This window comes from Streptomyces sp. NBC_00335, from assembly GCF_036127095.1.
Lineage (GTDB): Bacteria > Actinomycetota > Actinomycetes > Streptomycetales > Streptomycetaceae > Streptomyces.
In genome coordinates this window covers 657079-673535 of the sequence record NZ_CP108006.1, presented here as the reverse complement: position 1 = coordinate 673535, position 16457 = coordinate 657079, and the positions used below count along the sequence as shown (strand labels likewise).

Annotated in this window: 14 protein-coding genes; 5 read left to right on the top strand and 9 right to left on the bottom strand. The window is 74.6% G+C overall.

The window, feature by feature from the left end:
- Positions 1 to 3: 3 nt before the first annotated feature.
- The 4 genes from OHA37_RS02990 to OHA37_RS02975 form a co-directional block, all read right to left on the bottom strand.
- Complete coding sequence (locus OHA37_RS02990; RefSeq protein ID WP_443046101.1) at positions 4 to 2517, bottom strand: Helicase associated domain protein; 2514 nt, start codon at positions 2515 to 2517, stop codon at positions 4 to 6.
- 172 nt (positions 2518 to 2689) lie between these two features.
- A complete protein-coding gene (locus OHA37_RS02985) occupies positions 2690 to 4366 on the bottom strand; it encodes a sigma-70 family RNA polymerase sigma factor (RefSeq protein ID WP_266902144.1) in 1677 nt (558 codons plus the stop codon).
- 76 nt (positions 4367 to 4442) lie between these two features.
- A complete protein-coding gene (locus OHA37_RS02980; protein WP_266902142.1) occupies positions 4443 to 4913 on the bottom strand; it encodes a DUF4180 domain-containing protein in 471 nt (156 codons plus the stop codon).
- Entirely contained in the window at positions 4906 to 5409 is a 504-nt protein-coding gene (locus tag OHA37_RS02975; RefSeq protein WP_266902140.1) for a helix-turn-helix domain-containing protein, read from the bottom strand. Before OHA37_RS02975 ends, OHA37_RS02980 begins: the two co-directional genes overlap by 8 nt.
- A gap of 125 nt (positions 5410 to 5534) precedes the next feature.
- Between OHA37_RS02975 and OHA37_RS02970 the strand changes: the two genes are divergently transcribed.
- The 3 genes from OHA37_RS02970 (at position 5535) to OHA37_RS02960 (ending at position 8852) form a co-directional block, all read left to right on the top strand.
- Positions 5535 to 6578, top strand: coding sequence for a S66 family peptidase (locus OHA37_RS02970; RefSeq protein WP_266902138.1), 1044 nt, complete (start codon positions 5535 to 5537; stop codon positions 6576 to 6578).
- A gap of 176 nt (positions 6579 to 6754) precedes the next feature.
- Positions 6755 to 8404, top strand: a complete 1650-nt coding sequence (locus OHA37_RS02965) for a hypothetical protein (protein WP_266902136.1) — start codon at positions 6755 to 6757, stop codon at positions 8402 to 8404.
- 22 nt (positions 8405 to 8426) lie between these two features.
- Positions 8427 to 8852: a tetratricopeptide repeat protein gene (locus OHA37_RS02960; RefSeq protein WP_266902134.1), complete on the top strand. Its 426-nt coding sequence runs from the start codon at positions 8427 to 8429 to the stop codon at positions 8850 to 8852.
- 16 nt (positions 8853 to 8868) lie between these two features.
- Here OHA37_RS02960 and OHA37_RS02955 read toward each other — a convergent pair whose 3' ends face one another.
- On the bottom strand, positions 8869 to 9669 hold the full coding sequence (locus OHA37_RS02955; protein ID WP_266902132.1) for an IclR family transcriptional regulator: 801 nt from the start codon (positions 9667 to 9669) through the stop codon (positions 8869 to 8871).
- Positions 9670 to 9757: 88 nt separating this feature from the next.
- Between OHA37_RS02955 and OHA37_RS02950 the strand changes: the two genes are divergently transcribed.
- Together OHA37_RS02950 and OHA37_RS02945 are read left to right on the top strand one after the other, a co-directional pair.
- Complete coding sequence (locus OHA37_RS02950; protein WP_266902130.1) at positions 9758 to 10402, top strand: bifunctional 4-hydroxy-2-oxoglutarate aldolase/2-dehydro-3-deoxy-phosphogluconate aldolase; 645 nt, start codon at positions 9758 to 9760, stop codon at positions 10400 to 10402.
- Positions 10399 to 11454 (top strand): PfkB family carbohydrate kinase, encoded by a 1056-nt coding sequence (locus OHA37_RS02945; protein WP_266902128.1) that lies wholly within the window; start codon positions 10399 to 10401, stop codon positions 11452 to 11454. The genes OHA37_RS02950 and OHA37_RS02945 overlap by 4 nt, the downstream gene beginning before the upstream one ends.
- Before the next feature lie 63 nt (positions 11455 to 11517).
- On the opposite strand, the gene OHA37_RS02940 is transcribed toward OHA37_RS02945, so the two are convergent.
- From OHA37_RS02940 to OHA37_RS02925, 4 genes are all read right to left on the bottom strand, one after another.
- On the bottom strand, positions 11518 to 12402 hold the full coding sequence (locus OHA37_RS02940) for an aldo/keto reductase (RefSeq protein WP_266902126.1): 885 nt from the start codon (positions 12400 to 12402) through the stop codon (positions 11518 to 11520).
- Positions 12399 to 13589 (bottom strand): serpin family protein, encoded by a 1191-nt coding sequence (locus tag OHA37_RS02935; RefSeq protein WP_266902124.1) that lies wholly within the window; start codon positions 13587 to 13589, stop codon positions 12399 to 12401. The genes OHA37_RS02940 and OHA37_RS02935 overlap by 4 nt, the downstream gene beginning before the upstream one ends.
- A 43-nt stretch (positions 13590 to 13632) precedes the next feature.
- Positions 13633 to 14883 carry a serpin family protein gene (locus tag OHA37_RS02930; protein WP_266902122.1) on the bottom strand — a complete coding sequence of 417 codons (1251 nt, stop codon included), beginning with the start codon at positions 14881 to 14883 and terminating at the stop codon, positions 13633 to 13635.
- Positions 14884 to 14965: 82 nt separating this feature from the next.
- Positions 14966 to 16294 carry a glycoside hydrolase family 18 protein gene (locus tag OHA37_RS02925; RefSeq protein ID WP_266902120.1) on the bottom strand — a complete coding sequence of 443 codons (1329 nt, stop codon included), beginning with the start codon at positions 16292 to 16294 and terminating at the stop codon, positions 14966 to 14968.
- Positions 16295 to 16457: the final 163 nt, after the last annotated feature.

Genomic DNA, 16457 nt, shown 5'->3' with positions numbered 1-16457 from the left:
AGCTCACGGCGCCGGCCAGCGCATCCCCAGCTCCGTCAGCGCGGCCGTCCGCTCCGGGGTGAGGGACGCGGCGCGGGAACGCTGGTTGGCGATCCAGGAACCGAGGCGCAGGTCCCGGTCGCCGACCCGTTCCACGTGCGTACGGGGCACCCGCAGGTGCCGCTCGCGGTCGTGGAACCGCCGGGCCGCCTCCAAGTGCGCCGCCCACGCGTCCGCGTGGGCGACCCGGGGCTTCGGCCGGTCCGGGCCCTCGGCCGGGGTCACCCCGAGGGTGTGCTCCAGCAGCCAGCGCTGGGCCCACGCGAGGCGCTCCCAGGAGGCGCGCTGACCGCGCAGCCACACGCCGAGGTCCTCGCCCTGGACGACGGCCTCCCCGGGGCGCGCAGGGAGCCGGCCGCCCGCGTCCAGGTGGACCCGGGTCAGGTGGAAGGCCCGCTGCCAGGAGATGTCCCAGGCCGGACACCAGGACGCGTCAATGGCTTCCAGGGCCTCGCGGCGTTCCTCGGACAGCGCTCCGGGACCCTCCCGGCGGGCCGCCGCCCGCTGGTTCTTGACCCAGACCCCGACCGGGGCGCCGCGCCAGGTGGCGTCCACCGGAGGCAGCAGGTGACCGTTCTCGGCCGCCCAGCCGCTCGCCGCCGCCAGCCCCTCCTCGAAGGCGACATCGAAGTGGCTCCACACCATGCCCAGTTCGTCGAGCTGGGCCACCCGCACGCGGCCGAGCGCCCCGCGGCGGTACGTGCGCCGGGCATCCGCGATCCACTGGCCGAGCGGGAAGCGGGCCAGCCCCGGCGGCCACGGAGCCCCGGCTCCCTCGGCGGCGGCCGCGTCCGCGCCCGTGGCCGCGGGACGGGGCACCTTGAACGCGAACGGCACCTTGAGGTCCCCGGCGACCGAGGCGTAGATCCGGGCGGCCTCCACCCCGCGCCGCCAGTGCTCGCGCTCCGGGTGCAGGACGCGCAGCCGGACGAAGGCCGCCAGCAGCGCCGGGTCGCGAGGGGTGGAGAAGCTCAGCAGGGACTGCGCGCCGCCGCGCAGCCCGGGGCCGCCCACGGACTCCGTGCCGCCCGGTCCCGCGGCCGCGCGCCGGCTCGGGGCCTGGGGCTGTGCCAGGGACTCGACGAGCCGCGTGTCGTGGGCCCGTAGCGCCTCCAGCAGCCGCGCGAGGTCCCCGTACGCCCGTGAGGTCAGCATCGTCTCGGGGGACTCGCCCGGCCCCAGCAGCACCGGCACCACGAGGGAGGCGACCTTGCCCTCCCCGGGCCGGATGCGCAGCGCCCGGCCGACGGCCTGCACCAGGTCGGGCATGGAACCGCGTACGTCGGCCCAGAAGACCGAGTCGCACTCCTTGGTGTCCACGCCCTCGCCCAGCACCCGGACACTGCCCAGGAAGGCCTTGTCCGCGACCCGGTCGTCCGCGAAGGCGCCCAGCACCCGGCGCCGGTGCGCCGCCGTGTGCTGTCCGCACAGCCAGTCGGCCCAGACGGTACGGGGGTACACCGGCCGCGGGGCCCAGCTCGTGGCGCGCAGGCGTGCGGCGACCGCCGGCAGCCCGGCCGCGAACGCCTCGGCCTCCTTCGTCAGGTGGTGGAAGACGAGCGTGCGCCGGAACCCCTGCTTCACGGCCGCCGTCACCAGCGCCGTCTGCAGTGCCGCGAGCCGCACCCCGCGCACGGCGTCGGAGCGCCCGTCCGGCCCGAGCAGCACGGCCGCCTGGAACTCCGGATCGCTGACGTCCACGCAGACCACCCGGTAGGGCGCGCAGATGCCCCGGTCGACGGCCTCCGAGAGCGTGAGGGTGTAGCAGCGCGCGCCGAACGGGCCGTCCGGATCGTCCTCCATGGAGGCCACCAGGTCGCCCCGGCCGCGTACCGCCTCCGGCCGGTCGGAGCCCTCGGCCGGCTCCTCGCTCTCGGCGGGCCCGGAATCCTCGCCGTCCTGCCAGACCCGGGGCGTGGCCGTCATGTACAGGCGCCGGACCGAGGGGATCCGGAGGTTGTCGTGCACCACCGCCCAGGGCTTGCCGATCCGCCCCGAGGTCCGGTGCGCCTCGTCGACCACGATCAGGTCCCAGCCGGGCAGCCCCTCGCGGTGCGCGTTCTCGATGGTGCCGAGGCCCAGCGAGGCGTACGTGGCGTACACCGTGACCCGGTCGACGGGCGGGCCCGCCCAGCCGGCCAGTTCGGCCGGGTCGGTGGTGGTGGGCACCCCCGCGTCCTCGCCGCGCAGCGAGCACACGGCGAAGGCGCGGCCGGTCCGGCCGCCCTCGCGCCAGGCCGCCGCGGTCTGCACGAGCAGGTCCAGGGAGGGCACCAGGACCAGGACCCGGCCGGCCCGCAGTTCCTCGGCCGTGTGCACGGCGACCAGCGACTTGCCGGAGCCCGTTGCCATGATCACCTGCGTACGGAGCCCGGTCCGTGGGACCCTGCGCCCGGCGGGCAGTTCCAGCGCCCGCACGGCGGCGTCGACGGCCTCGCGCTGGTGCGCACGGAGTTTCTGCCTGCTGATGCGCCCCACCTCCACCGTGATCTGCCGGTTTGCTTCCAGCTCCTATCTTGCCCCCATTTTGAATCATTGCGGGGAGATCGCACCGACGGGGTGCGGTGGAGCGGGCCGGGGCAGCGGACGAGGCCGGGGCGGGGGGCCGGGGCGGGGGACCGGGGCACGGGACCGGGCCGGGCGGGGCGGGTCACATCCGGGCACCGAAGTTCTGCGTCCACCACGGGCCGCCGGCGCCCTGGTGGATGCCGACGCCGATGTCCTTGAAGGAGCAGTTGAGGATGTTCTCGCGGTGGCCCTGGCTCTTCATCCAGGAATCCATGACCTGAGCCGCCGTCCGCTGCCCCTTCGCGATGTTCTCCCCGTAGGTGGACCAGCGGTACCCGGCGGCGGTGGTCCGCTTGCCCGGGTCCGCGCCGTCCGGGTTGGTGTGCGCGAAGAAGTTCCGCCGCGCCATGTCGTCGGAGTGGCCCTGGGCGGCCGTACGCAGCTGCGCGTCGTCCTTGAGCGGCCCGCAGCCGGCCGCCGCGCGCTCGGAGTTGACCAGGGCTATCACCTGGGCGGCGGTGCTGCCGCCCGGCGGGGCGGGGGCGGGGCTCTTCGGCGGAGTGGACTTCGGGCTCGGCTTCGGGGTGGGCGTGGGGGGCGCACTCCGAGTCGGGCTCGGGACGGCGCTCGGCGAGGCGCTCGGTGAGGCGCTCGGTGACGGGGACACCGAGGGGCTCGGAGTGGGGGAGGCCGGCTCCGGGGGCAGCGAGGTCCCCGAGTCCGGAGCCACGAGCGCGGCCGCGGGCGGCTCGGGGGAGGCGCCGGGCCGGGTGCCGAGGTAGGTCAGCCCGCCTCCCACGACACAGGCGGCGAGCACCGCGCCACCGATCACCCGGCGCCGGCCACGGGTGCGCCGCTGTCTGCGCAGCGAGGCGCGCCCGTCCCCGGGGCCGCCCACCGCGGCGAACTGCTCCTCGCCACCGCCACCGTCGGCCGGGCCGCCGGTGGGGCCGGTGCCCGGGGCGGGGGAGCCGCCCGCGTCGTACGCCCAGGCGTCGGTGGCCAGGCCGGCGGAGGTGAAGCCGGAGGCCGCGGCCGCCCGTACGCCCGCGAGCAGCGCCGCCGAGACCGGCACCAGCGCCAGCCCGGCCAGCAGACCCTCGGCCGGGAGCAGGCCGCTCCACAGCCCGCCGCACCGCAGGCACGCACGGGCGTGCCGGGCTATTCGCTTGCGCCACAGCGCCGAGGGCAGGCCGTCCCAGCTCGCCACCACCGCCCGCAGGTCCTCGCAGGGCGGCTGGGCGCCCAGCGCCCGCTCCACCACCCGGGCCGCCTCCAGCTGCGCCTTCATCCGCTGGACCCGTACCGCCGTGTGCTGCGCGGACAGTTCCAGTGCCTGCGCCACCTCGGTGCGCGTCAGCTCCCCGGCGCACTCCAGCCACCACAGGGACAGCAGCGCCCGGTCGTCGGGCTCCAGCCAGCGCGTGGCACGGGCCGTCTCGCGGCGCTGGCCCTCCAGCTGGAGTCGCACGACGGTCAGGTCCACGAAGTCGGCGCCGGGATCGGCGAGCTCCCAGGCCGCTTCCAGGCCGCTCTCGCCGGGGGCGCTCCGGCGGGCCTGCCAGTGGGCGCGCACCCGGTTCATGGCGATCGCGACGAGCCAGGACCGGAAGCTGTGGTCGTCGCGCAGGCCGCCGAGCCCGTCGAGTGCCCGCAGCATCGTGTCCTGGACCACGTCGTCGACGTCGACGGATCCGTTCAGGGCCCGCCCGACGATGTTGTAGACCAACGGCAGATAGGCGCCGACCAGGTCGTCCTGTGCGCGGGGATCGCCCGCGCGGGCCGCGGCGACCAGCGCTGCCGTGTGCGATGTGCTCATAGAAAAGTCCCTGTCCGTACCGGCGCTCGATGATGCCCAATACCTGGGAGACCGTCGAGGGGGACCTTGATAACGGTTATCCGTCGATCGGTTTCGCGGATGCGGAATCCGGAGCGCCCGGCCCCGGTTCCGTCCTCGGTTCCGGCCCCGATTCCGATCCGGGTTCCGGCCCCGTTTCCCCGGCCGGGGCGAGCCGGGCGGCCAGGGCGTCGAGGTCGGGCAGGAACCAGATGTGGCGGCCCTCGTTCGATTCCCGTACGAGATCGCGCAGGGCCCGACTCGCCCCCAGGTGGTGCGAGAGGTCACCCACGACCACCAGGCGGACCCGGTAGTTCACGAACTTCTGCATGATCGCCCCGGCGAGCCCGCTGCGCAGGTCGAAGAAGCCGGCGTCCAGGCGCTCGACCGGGACGGCGACGATGTCGGTCCGGTAGAAGGCGCCGCCGATCAGCTGGTCGAGCGCGTCCTGCTCGGTGGCGACCGGCGGGCCGTCGGCGGCGCAGACCAGGACCGGTACGCCGTGGTGCTCCTGGATGAGGTCAGTCACGGTGCACCGCCCCGGCGCCGTGGTCCGGTTCGGTCCCCATGCCGTTGCCCGGGCCGAGCACCCCGTCGACCAGTTGCAGGAGATCGGCGGTGGTGGTGGCGTCGCCGAGGACCACGATCTTCATGCGGGCCCGCTCCTTGTCGTAGACCGTCTGGACGCGCAGCGCGGCCGGGGTGGCCCGCGGGGACTGCGCGCTCGCCGTGACGAGGTTCGCGAGCCGGCTCGCCGCGTCGGGACCGATCGCGTCGATCTGCACGATGCTCGACACCTCCAGGTGCCGCCGCGGCGCCTGGCCGGCGCCGGAGGGATCCCCGGCGGCCGGGACGGGCAGGCTGGTCAGAGCCTCGAAGTCCGCGCGGCTGATCCGGTACTGCTTGCCGATCCGGACGGCTTTGAGCCGGCCGTCGCGCACGTAGTTCCGGACGGTGCGCACGTGCAGCCCGAGCAGCTCGGCGACCTCGCCGACCGAATACAGCTCGCGTCCTTCATCACTCATACAGCCGAACCTTACCTCAAGAGACGCAGATGAGGACTGATAGGGAATGATGGGGACGTTTCGGGGAGGAGAGGGGAACGGGAAATCGCTTCGGTGTCGACCGGGTCCGCTCCTAAGATCACCGGATGACGGATCCTCGCTATCCCGCCAAGCCCCGCCCCGGAGACCGCGTCGCGGTGCTCTCCCCTTCGGCCGGTCTGCCCGCGCTCTTCCCGCAGCCCTACGAGTTGGGGCTGCGCCGGCTCCGGGAGGAGTTCGGGCTGGAACCGGTGGAGTATCCGACGACCCGGAAGATGGGTGCGACGCCGCAGGAGCGGGCCGCCGACCTCCACGCCGCCTTCGCCGACCCCGAGATCAAGGCGGTGATCGCCAGCATCGGCGGCGACGACCAGATCACGCTGCTCCCGCACCTCGACGCCGATCTCCTGCGCGCCCACCCCAAGCCCTTCTTCGGCTACAGCGACAACACCAACCTGCTCCTGCACCTCAGGGACCTCGGGCTGGTCGGCTATCACGGGAGCTCGGTGATGGTCGAGCTCGGACGGCCCGGCGCCATGCACCCGCTGACGGCCGAGTCCCTGCGGGCGGCGCTGTTCACCTCCGGCGAGTACGAGTTGACCGCCACCGACGCCTTCGGCGACGTCAACGGCCCCTGGGACGACCCCCGTACCTTCGACGCCGAACCGGAACTGGACCCGGCCAAGGGCTGGACCTGGCACCACGCCGACCGGGTGGTCGAGGGCATCAGCTGGGGCGGCAACCTGGAGATCATCTCCTGGCTCCTGATGGCCGACCGCACCGTGCGGCCCGTGGAGGAGTACGCGGGCGGGGTGCTCTTCCTGGAGACCTCGGAGGACATGCCCCGCGCCCAGGACGTCTACTGGATCCTGCGCAACATGGGCGAGCGCGGACTGCTGAGGCAGTTCCCCGCCCTCCTGATGGGCCGGGCGAAGAGCTGGTCCTTCGAGAAGCGCCTCGACGCCGAGGGGCGCGAGCGCTACCGCCACGAGCAGCGCGAGGCGGTCCTGCGGGCCCTCGGCGAGTACGCCCCCGACACCATGGCCGTCTTCGACGTGGACCTCGGACACACCGACCCGCAGATCGTGATCCCCGTCGGGGGCCGCATCCGGGTGGACGGCCCGGCCCGCCGCCTCTTCGTCACGTACTGACGATCAACATCGGTTCCGGGTGGCTCCGTTGGGGTTCCCCCGGCCGGGTCCGGGGTGACAATGGGGCTCCCACGGGACGTGTTGGGGGCGGCATGTCGACGTTGCTCTTCAGGGGATCCGGCCGGGCACGGGGCTGGGCCGGATACCTCGGTTCGGTAGGGCTCGGAGCAGGCGCGGTGGCGTTGGCGACGGTGTGGACCTCGGGGCCCTGGGCCGCCGGGATCGGCGCGGCCGTCACCACGCTGTCCGGACTGGCCGCCGAGCGGATGCGGCCTCCCGGGGAGGGCGCCGACCCCCGGGCCGCGGGGGAGCTGCTGCGCACGGCGGCGGGCCGGATCCCGCTGCTGCGCCAGGTGGACCGCCCCGAACTGGCCGGAGCCCACCCGGCCGAGGCGCCCGCGGCCCCGCCCGCCTACATCAGGCGCGACGCCGAACCGGGGCTGCGCGCCGCCCTGGAGCGGAGCCGCTTCGTCCTCGTGGTCGGGGAGTCCACGGCGGGCAAGACCCGGCTCGCCTACGAGGTGGCCCGCAGCCTTTACCCCCGGCATGCCTTCGTCCGCCCGCTCTCCCGCGCCGCGCTGCCGGAGGCGCTGCGCATCGCCGGGCGGCGGCGCCGCGCCGTGCTCTGGCTCGACGACTTGGAGGACCACCTCGGCGCGGGCGGCCTCGGCGCCGCACAACTGGCCTCCCTGGAGCGGGCCGTGGTGATCGCGACGATGCGGGTCCAGGAGTACCGGCGCTACGACGCCCGCGAGGAGAGCCGGCTCACCGGATCCGACCGGGACGCCTGGCGGGCCCAGCGCGACCTGCTCCACCAGGCGGCCGTCATCAGGCTGCCCCGGCACTGGTCCAGGGCGGAGCGCGGCCGGGCCGCCGCCCACCAGGGCGATCCGCGCATCGGGGCCGCGCTGCGCGCGGGCGAGCGGTTCGGGGTCGCCGAGGTGCTGGCGGCCGGTCCGGAGCTGCTGGCGGCCTGGGAGAACGCCTGGGCCCCGGGGGCCAATCCGCGCGGCGCCGCCGTGGTCGCGGCGGCGGTGGACTGCCGCCGGGCCGGACTGCGCCGCCCGGTGAGCCGGGCCTGGCTGCGCGAGCTGCACGCCCCCTACCTGGCGGCCCGGGGCGGCGGGGACCTGCAGCCCGAGCCGTTCGCGGAGGCCATGGACTGGGCCTGCACGGCCGCCTACGCCACGAGCGGGCTGCTCATCGGCAACTTCGGCGCCGGATTCACCGCGTTCGACTACCTGTTGAACGCGCCGGGCAACGGTCCGGTGCCCGACCATCTGTGGCGCGGACTGCTGCCCCTGGTGGAGCCCGCCGACGCCTACGACATGGGGCTCGTCGCCCATCAGGACGGCCGTCTCGCGCGGGCCGTCGAAGCCCTCGGCCTCGCCTTCCGCGGCGGGGTCCCCGGCGCCGAACTTCCACTGGCCATCGCCGTCGGAGACTCCGGGAAGCCGCGCCGGGCCGCGGCCGATCTCGCCGGGATCGCCCGCAGGCGCGCCGACCGGCTCGGGCCGAGGCACCCCGACACCCTGGCGGCGCGGCATCAACGAGCTTTCTTCGTAGGGGAGTCCGGTGACCATCTGGCCGCCGCGGCCCAGTTCGCGGAACTGCTCGCGGACGTGGCGGAGGTCCTGGGGCCGGACCACCCGGACACCCTGGCGGCCCGTCACCAGCTGGCCTACTTCACCGGAGAGGGCGGTGATCCCCGCGCGGCCGGCCGGCCAGTTGGAGGTGCTCCTGACCGACCGCTTACGGGTCCAAGGCGCCGGCCATCCGCAGGTGCTGGCGACCCGGCGCAGCCTGATCTGGTTCCGGCCGTGTGAACCGGCTCACGCAAAAGCCGAGTTGGAGAGACTGCTGGCCGAAGCCGAAGCCGCCGAGGGGATCGGGCCCGACGATCCGCACACGCTCGCCATCCGGGGAAGCCTTGCCGCGCTGGCGTCCCGCGCCGGGCGCACCGCGGAGGCGGCCGAGGCCTGGGCGGAACTCACCGCCGACCGGACCCGGGTCCTCGGCGAGGACCACCCGCACGTGTTCTACTCCCGCCTGGAATGGGCCCGCGCCCTGCTCGCCCGGGACCGGGCCCCCGAGGCGGCCGCGCTGCTGGCGGGCGCCCTGGCGCGGGCCGAGTCCGTCCTGGAACCGGGCCACCGCCACCTGCGGACGGCCCGGGAGCTGCTGACCCGGACCGCCGGCCGGGACCCTGCCGCCGGCCGGGACCCTGCCGCCGACCGGCCGGAGGGTTCGCGGCGCGCGCACGGCCCCGGCTGACGGCGCCCCCGGCGGGCTACAGCAGCGGCGCCAGTGCCCGGGTGGCCGCGAGCAGGGCGGGTGCGTAGGCCTCGATCTCCGTGCGGGAGACCAGGAAGGTCACGGTCGTGACGCTGACGCCGCCGATCGGACGGCCGCGGGCGTCGAGGATCGCGGCGCCGATGCAGCGGATGGTCGCCTCGTTCTCCTCGTCGTCCAGGGCGAACCCCCGTGTCCGTACGGCCTCCAGCTCCGCCTCCAGGGCCTGTGGCGTCGTGAGCGTGTGGGGCGTCCGGCGCGGCAGCCCGGCCGCCGCGACCAGCTCGCGGGCTTCTGCGGCGGGCAGCCGGGCCAGGATGCTCTTGCCGATCGCGGTCGTGTGCAGGGGCATCCGCATGCCGACCCGCGAGGCGGTCCGGAAGGGCTGCTCGCTCTCCAGCTTCCGGATGTAGGTGATGGTCTCCCCGCTGTGCAGGGCGAGGTGGACCGCCTGCCCGGTGGCCTCCTGCAGCTCCCGCAGAATCCGCTCGATGCTGGCCGGCTCCCCGCCGGTGACCAGGGCGGACAGCCCGCGCAGCCGGGGGCCCACGCCGTAGCGGCTCTCGCCCTCGGAGCGTACGAAGCCCTGCTCGATCAGCGAGGCCAGGATGCGGAAGGTGCTCGACTTCGGCACGGCCGCCGCGGCCATGACGTCGGTGAGCCGGTGCGGGCCGCCGGGCGCGGCCACGGCCTCCAGGATCCGCATCGACTTCTCCAGGGCCGTACCCGCGGCGGAGGTCCGGCCGCCGCGGGCGCCGCTTTCGGCCCCGGCGTTCCCGGGCCTGTCGTCCGTAGGCAAGGGATCTCCATGGGTGGGTATGGTCTGCACCAGAAGTGTGCCGTTACACGATACCAAGTTCCACTACGTGGAACAAATGGAGGGTTCCTTGTCCTGTCATCCGTACGCGGTCATCACCGCGCAGCGACTGCTGCCGGTCCTGCGCAGCGCCGACGCGGACGAGGCCGTCCGCCACACCACCGCCCTGCTCGCGGCCGGCTGCCGCGCCGTCGAACTCACCACCTCCACCCCCGGCTGGGCCGAGGCGGTGGCCCGCACCGTGCCGCTCGCCGACGCGCAGGGGCGGCCCGCCCTCATCGGGGTCGGCACCGTCACCACCGCCCCGGCCGCGCGGACCGCACTCGACGCGGGCGCCGCCTTCCTCATCTCCCCGTATCCGGCCCCCGAGGTCCGCGAGGTCGCCCGGGAGCGCGGGGCCCCCTTCATCGAAGGCGGCTTCACCCCCGGCGAGATCGCCTCCGCCGTCCGGTCCGGCGGCGCGGCGAAGGTGTTCCCCGCCCATGTGGGCGGCCCGCAGTTCATCCGCTCCCTCAAGGCCGTCCTCCCCGACGCCGTGATCATCCCGACCGGCGGCATCAAGCCCGGCGAGGTCCGCGACTGGCTCGCCGCCGGGGCCGCCGCCGTCGGGATAGGCGGCGGCCTGCCCGCCGACCCGGGCGAACTGGCCGCCGTCTTCGCCGACCTCGCCCAGCCCTGCTGCGGCGACTGCGCGGGCACGGAGCGGCGACGGTGACCGGGGCCGTGACCGGGGCCGGAACCGGAACCGGGAACGTGAGCCGGAGCCCGTCCGTCCCCGTCCCGCAGGGGTACGACGTCCTCGTCCTCGGCGAGGTCCTCGTCGAGATCCACGCCGAGACCGCCCTGCGGGACGCCGCCGACGGCACACCCGCCCGCGTCTCCTTCTCCGGGGACGCCCTCAACGCCGCTGCCGCCGCCGTCGCCGCCGGAGCCCGCACCGCCCTGCTCGCGGTCGTCGGCGAGGACGAGCTGAGCGTCCCGCTGCTGGCCCGTGCCGCCGAACTCGGCGTGGACGTCTCCCACGTACGCCGCTCCCCGCGCCCGAACGGCGCCTACCTGCTCTGCGCCGACACCGAGGGCGACCGCGAGTTCGTGTACTGGCGCACCGGCAGCGCCGGTTCCACCCTCTCGGTGGAACACGTCGAGTCCTGGCGGGAGTTGCTGACGGACTGCACCGCCCTCATCACCAGCGGCATCACCGGCGCGCTGTCGCCGAGCAGCCGCGAAGCCGTCCTGCTCGCCGCCGAGACCGTGCACGAAGCCGGCGGACACCTCTCCTACGACCCCAACTTCCGCTCCCGGCTGACCAGTCGGGGCGAGGCACGCACCCTCCTGGCCCGCATCGCCCCGCTGGCCGGGCTGCTGAAGACCTCCTGCCCGGCTGACGCGCTGGCCATGGTCGACACCGACGACCCGGCCGAGGCCGCCGCCCGCTACCGGGCCCTGGGCGCCCGCAGCGTCGTGGTCACCGCGGGCGCCGACCGGCTGCTGCTGGACGACGGCACGGAGGCGGCGTACCTGCCCGTCCCGGTCAACCCCGACCCGGTCGACGCGACCGGCGCCGGGGACTGCTTCACCGGCACCGCCACCGCCCGGCTCGCGCTGGGCGACACCCTCGGGGACGCCGTCGCCTACGCGATGGCGGCGGCCTCCCTCTCCGTGTCCGGCCGCGGCGGCACCGGACACGTCCCCGCCTTCGCCGAAACGGCCGCCCTCGCGGCCGCGCACCGCGAAGACATCCTCAGGACAGGTCGGGTGACGACGTGATGCCGCAGTCGGGGACCGGGGACCGGGGACTGGGGACAGGGGGCGCCACCGGCACGCCACCGCCTACGCTTCTGCGAGCAGGGCGGTGTCCTCGGCCGACAGTCGCAGCGCGCCGGCGGCGACGTTCTCGGTGAGGTGGTCCGGGTTGCCGGTGCCCGGGATGGCGAGGACGTGCGCGCCCCGGCTCAGGGTCCACGCCAGGCGGAGCTGGGCCGGGGACACGCCGTGGGCCCGCGCGAGGTCGCGTACCGCCGGGCCCTCCTCGGTGACCCCTCCGGCCTCCTTGCCCGCGCCCGCGATCGCGAAGAAGGGGACGAAGGCGATGCCCTGCTCGCCGCACGCGTCGAGGAAGGCGTGCTCCTCGGCCGGCGAACCGATCCCGTAGGCGTTCTGCACGCAGACCACGGGCGCGATGGCCCTCGCCTCGGCGAGGTGGTCCGGCCGCACGTTGGACACGCCCAGGTGCCGGATCAGCCCGGCCGTGCGCAGCTCGGCGAGGGCGCCGAAGTGCTCGGCGATCGAACCGGTCTCCGCCTGGCGCGGGACGCGCAGGTTGACCACGTCCAGGTGGTCGCGGCCGAGCTGGCGCAGGTTCTCCTCCACCTGCCCGCGCAGTTGCCCGGGCGTGGCCCACCACCAGTCGCCGGCGGTGTCGCGGCCCGGCCCGACCTTGGTGGTGATGACCAGCTCGTCGGCGTACGGGGCGAGGGCCCGGTTGATGAGCTCGTTGGCGGAGCGGGTCGCGGAGAAGTAGAAGGCGGCCGTGTCGATGTGGTTGACCCCCAGCTCGACAGCGCGCCTCAGCACCCCGGTCACCCGGTCCCGGTCGCTGGGGGAGCCGTCGGCGAGGTGCGTGAGCCGCATCGCGCCGAAGCCGATGCGGCGGACGGGAAGGTCGCCGAGGAGCCAGGTGCCGGAGTCGGCCGCGTTGATCTTGTCGGAAGTCATCGAGGGAGGATAGCGGGGTCGGTGACCCAGCCCGCAAACAGCACGAGACCGGACTCCCGGTCGAGGGCGAGGAAGCCGAAGGGCCGGTCCACCTCGAACTCGGCCTGCCGGACCCGGTGCGACCTGACCCTCGCGGCCCCGCGGGGCAAGGCGACGGCGGTGACGGCCGCGGCCTCGAACCCCTCCGCGTGGAAGCGGGCCACGGCCGACTGGCGGGCCGAGCCGACGGCGAGCGGGACGGAGGAGATGCCGGGGAAGTGGCCGGGGCCCGCGGCCGCGGAGGTGAGCCCGAACAGCTCGGAGTGGAGCAGCAGATCGTGCTCGGCGCGGATCTCGAAGGCCACCGTGGTGATCCGGACCAGGGGTTCGGGGCCGGTCGAGTCCACCGTGCGGAGCGACAGCCCGGGGCCCGCGGCGCCGTCGGGAAGCTCCCTCGCGGTCGAGGAGGCCAGCGCGCCCGTGACCTCGGCGATCCCGGCGGCCAGGACGTCACCCGGAGCGGCCCCGGGCTCGCCGAGCAGCAGGTGCACGTCCGTGCCGTGGGCACCGGGTACGCGGAGCAGGGTGACCGGGCCGGCGGGCCCCCGGGCCACCCGGAGCCGCTCGGGGAAGGTGTGGGTGACGGCCAGCCCGCGCAGGCGGCGCCCGTTCCACGGGCCGTGGGGCGGCTGAACCTGCCGCTCGGCGAAGGGCTTCTCCCAGGTCAGGCACAGGGCGAGTGCGGAGGCGAGGACCAGGTCGACGTGCGGGCCGACCTCCACCGGCATCTGCTCGACGAGGCCGCCGGTGCGTTCGGCGGCCCAGGCGTCCAGGGCCTTGCGGTCGGTGTCCTCGTCGCCGGTCAGGACCGACCGGGTCCCGGCCGGGAGCCGGTCCGACCACGCCGTCTCCAGCGGGAGGTCCCGCCGCGCCCACACGCCGGTGGCCGCGCGCAGGCCTCGTACGCCCTCCAGCGCGGTCAGCAGCTCCCGGGCGGCGCGGGCCGCCGTATCGGCGGGTATGCCGAGCGCCTGCTCCAGTTCGGTGCGGGCCGGGCCGTCGGCGCCGTCCGCGAGCAGGGCCAGCAGCGGCCAGAGCCCGGCCGCCGTGAACACCGTGCCTTCGGGCCGGTCCGCGGACTGCGCCGACCATCGTGCCGCCCACCGTGCCGTCAGGCGGTTGACCGCCCCCACCGTCGAGTTGTCCATGGAACGGAGCGTACGGGCAAGGGCCGGGCGGGCAGGAAGCGACTCAATCCCACTCCTCGGCATCCAGCTTCGCCCAGGCCTCCGCTTCCTCCGCCGCGTGGTCCCCCTCCTCGTGGAGGACGGGGTCCGCCACCCAGCCCGCGGCGAGCACCAGGCGGGAGGTCCGGTGGACGGCGAGGAAGCCGAAGGGGCGGTGGAAGGCGACCTGGGCCCGTCGGACTCGGTACTTGAAGCGCGGAATGCCGGCGCCGACCATGCCGATCGAGGTCACGGCCGCAGCCTCGAATCCCTCCGCGTGGAAGCGCGCCACCGCCGACTGCCGGGCCGAACCGACGGCCAGCGGCTCGCTGCTGACGCCCGGAAAGTGTCCCGTCCGCGTGTCCGAGGCGCTCGCCAGCCCGAACAGCCCGGCGGGGGCGAGGAGATCGTGCTCCGCCTGCACCTCGAAGGCCACCGTCTCGATGTTCAGCCAGGGTTCGCGGTCGACGGAGGGCACCTGGTCGATGTGCAGGCCGGGCCCGGGGTTCCCCTCGGGGAGCAGGCTCGCACCCGTGGACGGGATCGCCCGGGTGACGGCCGCGATACCGGCCTGGAGGGTGTGGCCCGGTGTGGCCTGAGGCTCGCCCAGGACGAGGTGGACGTCCACGCCGCCGTCGCCCACCACCTCCAGCAGGGTCACCGGCCCCGTCGGCGCGTGAGCCACGCTGACCCGGTCCAGCAGGGTCGTACGGCGGCTGAGCCCCTGTACGACCCCTACGGCGCCCTCGGCCCAAGGGCCTTCGTCGATATAGGTCGGCCAGGAATTGAAGGGCTGGATCCACCGCAGGCGCAGCGCCAGTGCCGAGGCGAGCACGAGGAGGGTGTCCCGGTCGACCTCGACCGGCATCCTCTCGATGAGGCCGCCGGTGCGTTCGGCTGCCCAGGTGTCCAGGGCCTTGCGGTCGGTGTCCTCGTCGCCGGTCAGCGTGGACCGGGTCCCGGCGGGGAGCCCGGCCGCCCAGGCCTCTTCCAGTGGGAGGTCCCGACTGGTCCACAGGCCGGTGGCGGAGCTCAGGCCGCGTACGCCGTCCAGGCCGGTCAGCAGCTCCCGGGCGGCGCCGGCCGCCGTGTCGGCGGGTATGCCGAGGGCCTCGGCCAGTTCGGTGCGGGCCGGGCCGTCGGCGCCGTCCGCGAGGAGGGCCAGCAGCGGCCAGACCCCGGCGGCCGTGAACACCGTGCCCGTGCCGTCCGCCGCCGCGTGTCCGGCCCAGCGGGAGGTGAGCGCGTTGACCGCCCGTACCGTTTTCGTCTTCATGCGGGGGAGCGTAAGGGTTGGGGCGCCGCCGGGCCGGGTCGTTTTCCTCGGCCCGGCGGCGCTGTTCGGGGGGCGCGGGCCGTCAGTGGCGGCGCAGGCCCTCGTCGACCGCCGTCATCAGCTCACCGTCGGCCGTGTCCGCGTCCAGGGACCAGAACATCGCGCCGCCGAGGCCTTCTTCGCGGATGTACCGGGTCTTGGTGCGCAGCACCTGCGGGTCGTCGTACGTCCACAGGGTGGTGCCGTCGAAGAGCCAGGCGCTGCCGTTGCGGCGATCCCGGTGGAGCTTGTAAGTACCGGACGCCGCAAGCTGCTTGAGCTCCTTGTAGTCCGCGTACCCGTTGGCCCAGGCGGCCGGCGCCGGGCCCGTCGCGGGCTGGCCCATGCCGTCCCCGCCGCCGCTGACGCCGGTCCAGCCCTGCCCGTAGAACGGCATGCCCATCACGAGCTTGTGCGCGGGCGCGCCGCGCCGCTCCCAGGCGTCCACGGTGCCGTCGACGCTGAAGTCGTTCCGCGCGTACAGCGCGGACTGCTGGGCGGTGGTCGCCTCACCGGAGACGTGGAAGTCGTAGCCCTGGAGGGTCACGAAGTCGAGGTCGCGCATGATCCGCCGGACGTCGAAGCCCGCGTCGATCTTGGCGGGGGCGGTCGGGACGAAGGCGGACAGCTCGTACTTCGCCTTCCGCTTCTGGCTGCGGGCGTAGTCGTCGAGCTGGGTGCGGAACTCGTGCACCAGCGCGGTGAAGTTCTTCTTGTCCTCGGGGCGGAAGGTGGTGTCGGTGTCGCCCGAGGAGCCCGGCCACTCCCAGTCGAGGTCGATGCCGTCGAAGAGGCCGGCGGCCGAACCCGCGCCGCCCCGGCTGCCGTCCTGCGGGAGGTTGCCCTTGATGTACAGGTCGATGCAGGAGGATACGAGGGCCTTGCGCGAGGCAGGGGTGAGCGCGGCGTCCGAGAAGTGCGTGGACCAGCTCCAACCGCCCAGGGAGATCAGGACCTTGAGGTTCGGGTTCTTGGCCTTGAGCTCGCGGAGCTGGTTGAAGTTGCCGGCGAGCGGCTGCACCCAGTCGTCGGCGACGCCGTCCACCGAGTTCTCGGCGTCCAGCGGGCGGACGTAGTCGGCCCAGGCGTCGGCCTCACCGGGGACGTTGCCGGTGAAGCACTTGCCGTCCGCGCTGATGTTGCCGAAGGCGTAGTTGATGTGCGTGAGCTTGCTCGCGCTGCCGTTCTTCTCCAGGTCCTGGACCTGGAAGTCCCGTCCGTAGACGCCCCATTGGGTGAAGTAGCCGACCTTCTTGTACGAGCGGCCGTGCCCGGAGCCGGCTTGGCCGGCGTCGTGGGCGGGGGCGAAGGCGGTCAGCAGGGAGAGGGAGCAGGCGGCGACGGCCAGCCTGCCGAGCGTGCTGCGGCGCATGGGCTTCCTTTGCGGATGCGGTGAGTGGTGCCGGGGCGCGTGCGCTGTGCATGCGGAAACTATTGGTCTGGACCACAGTGGGTCAAGGGGGCGGGGCGAAACGGGGTGGGCGAACACGGGTGGGCCAACACGAGTGGGCCCCGCCGTTGGCAGGGCCCACCCG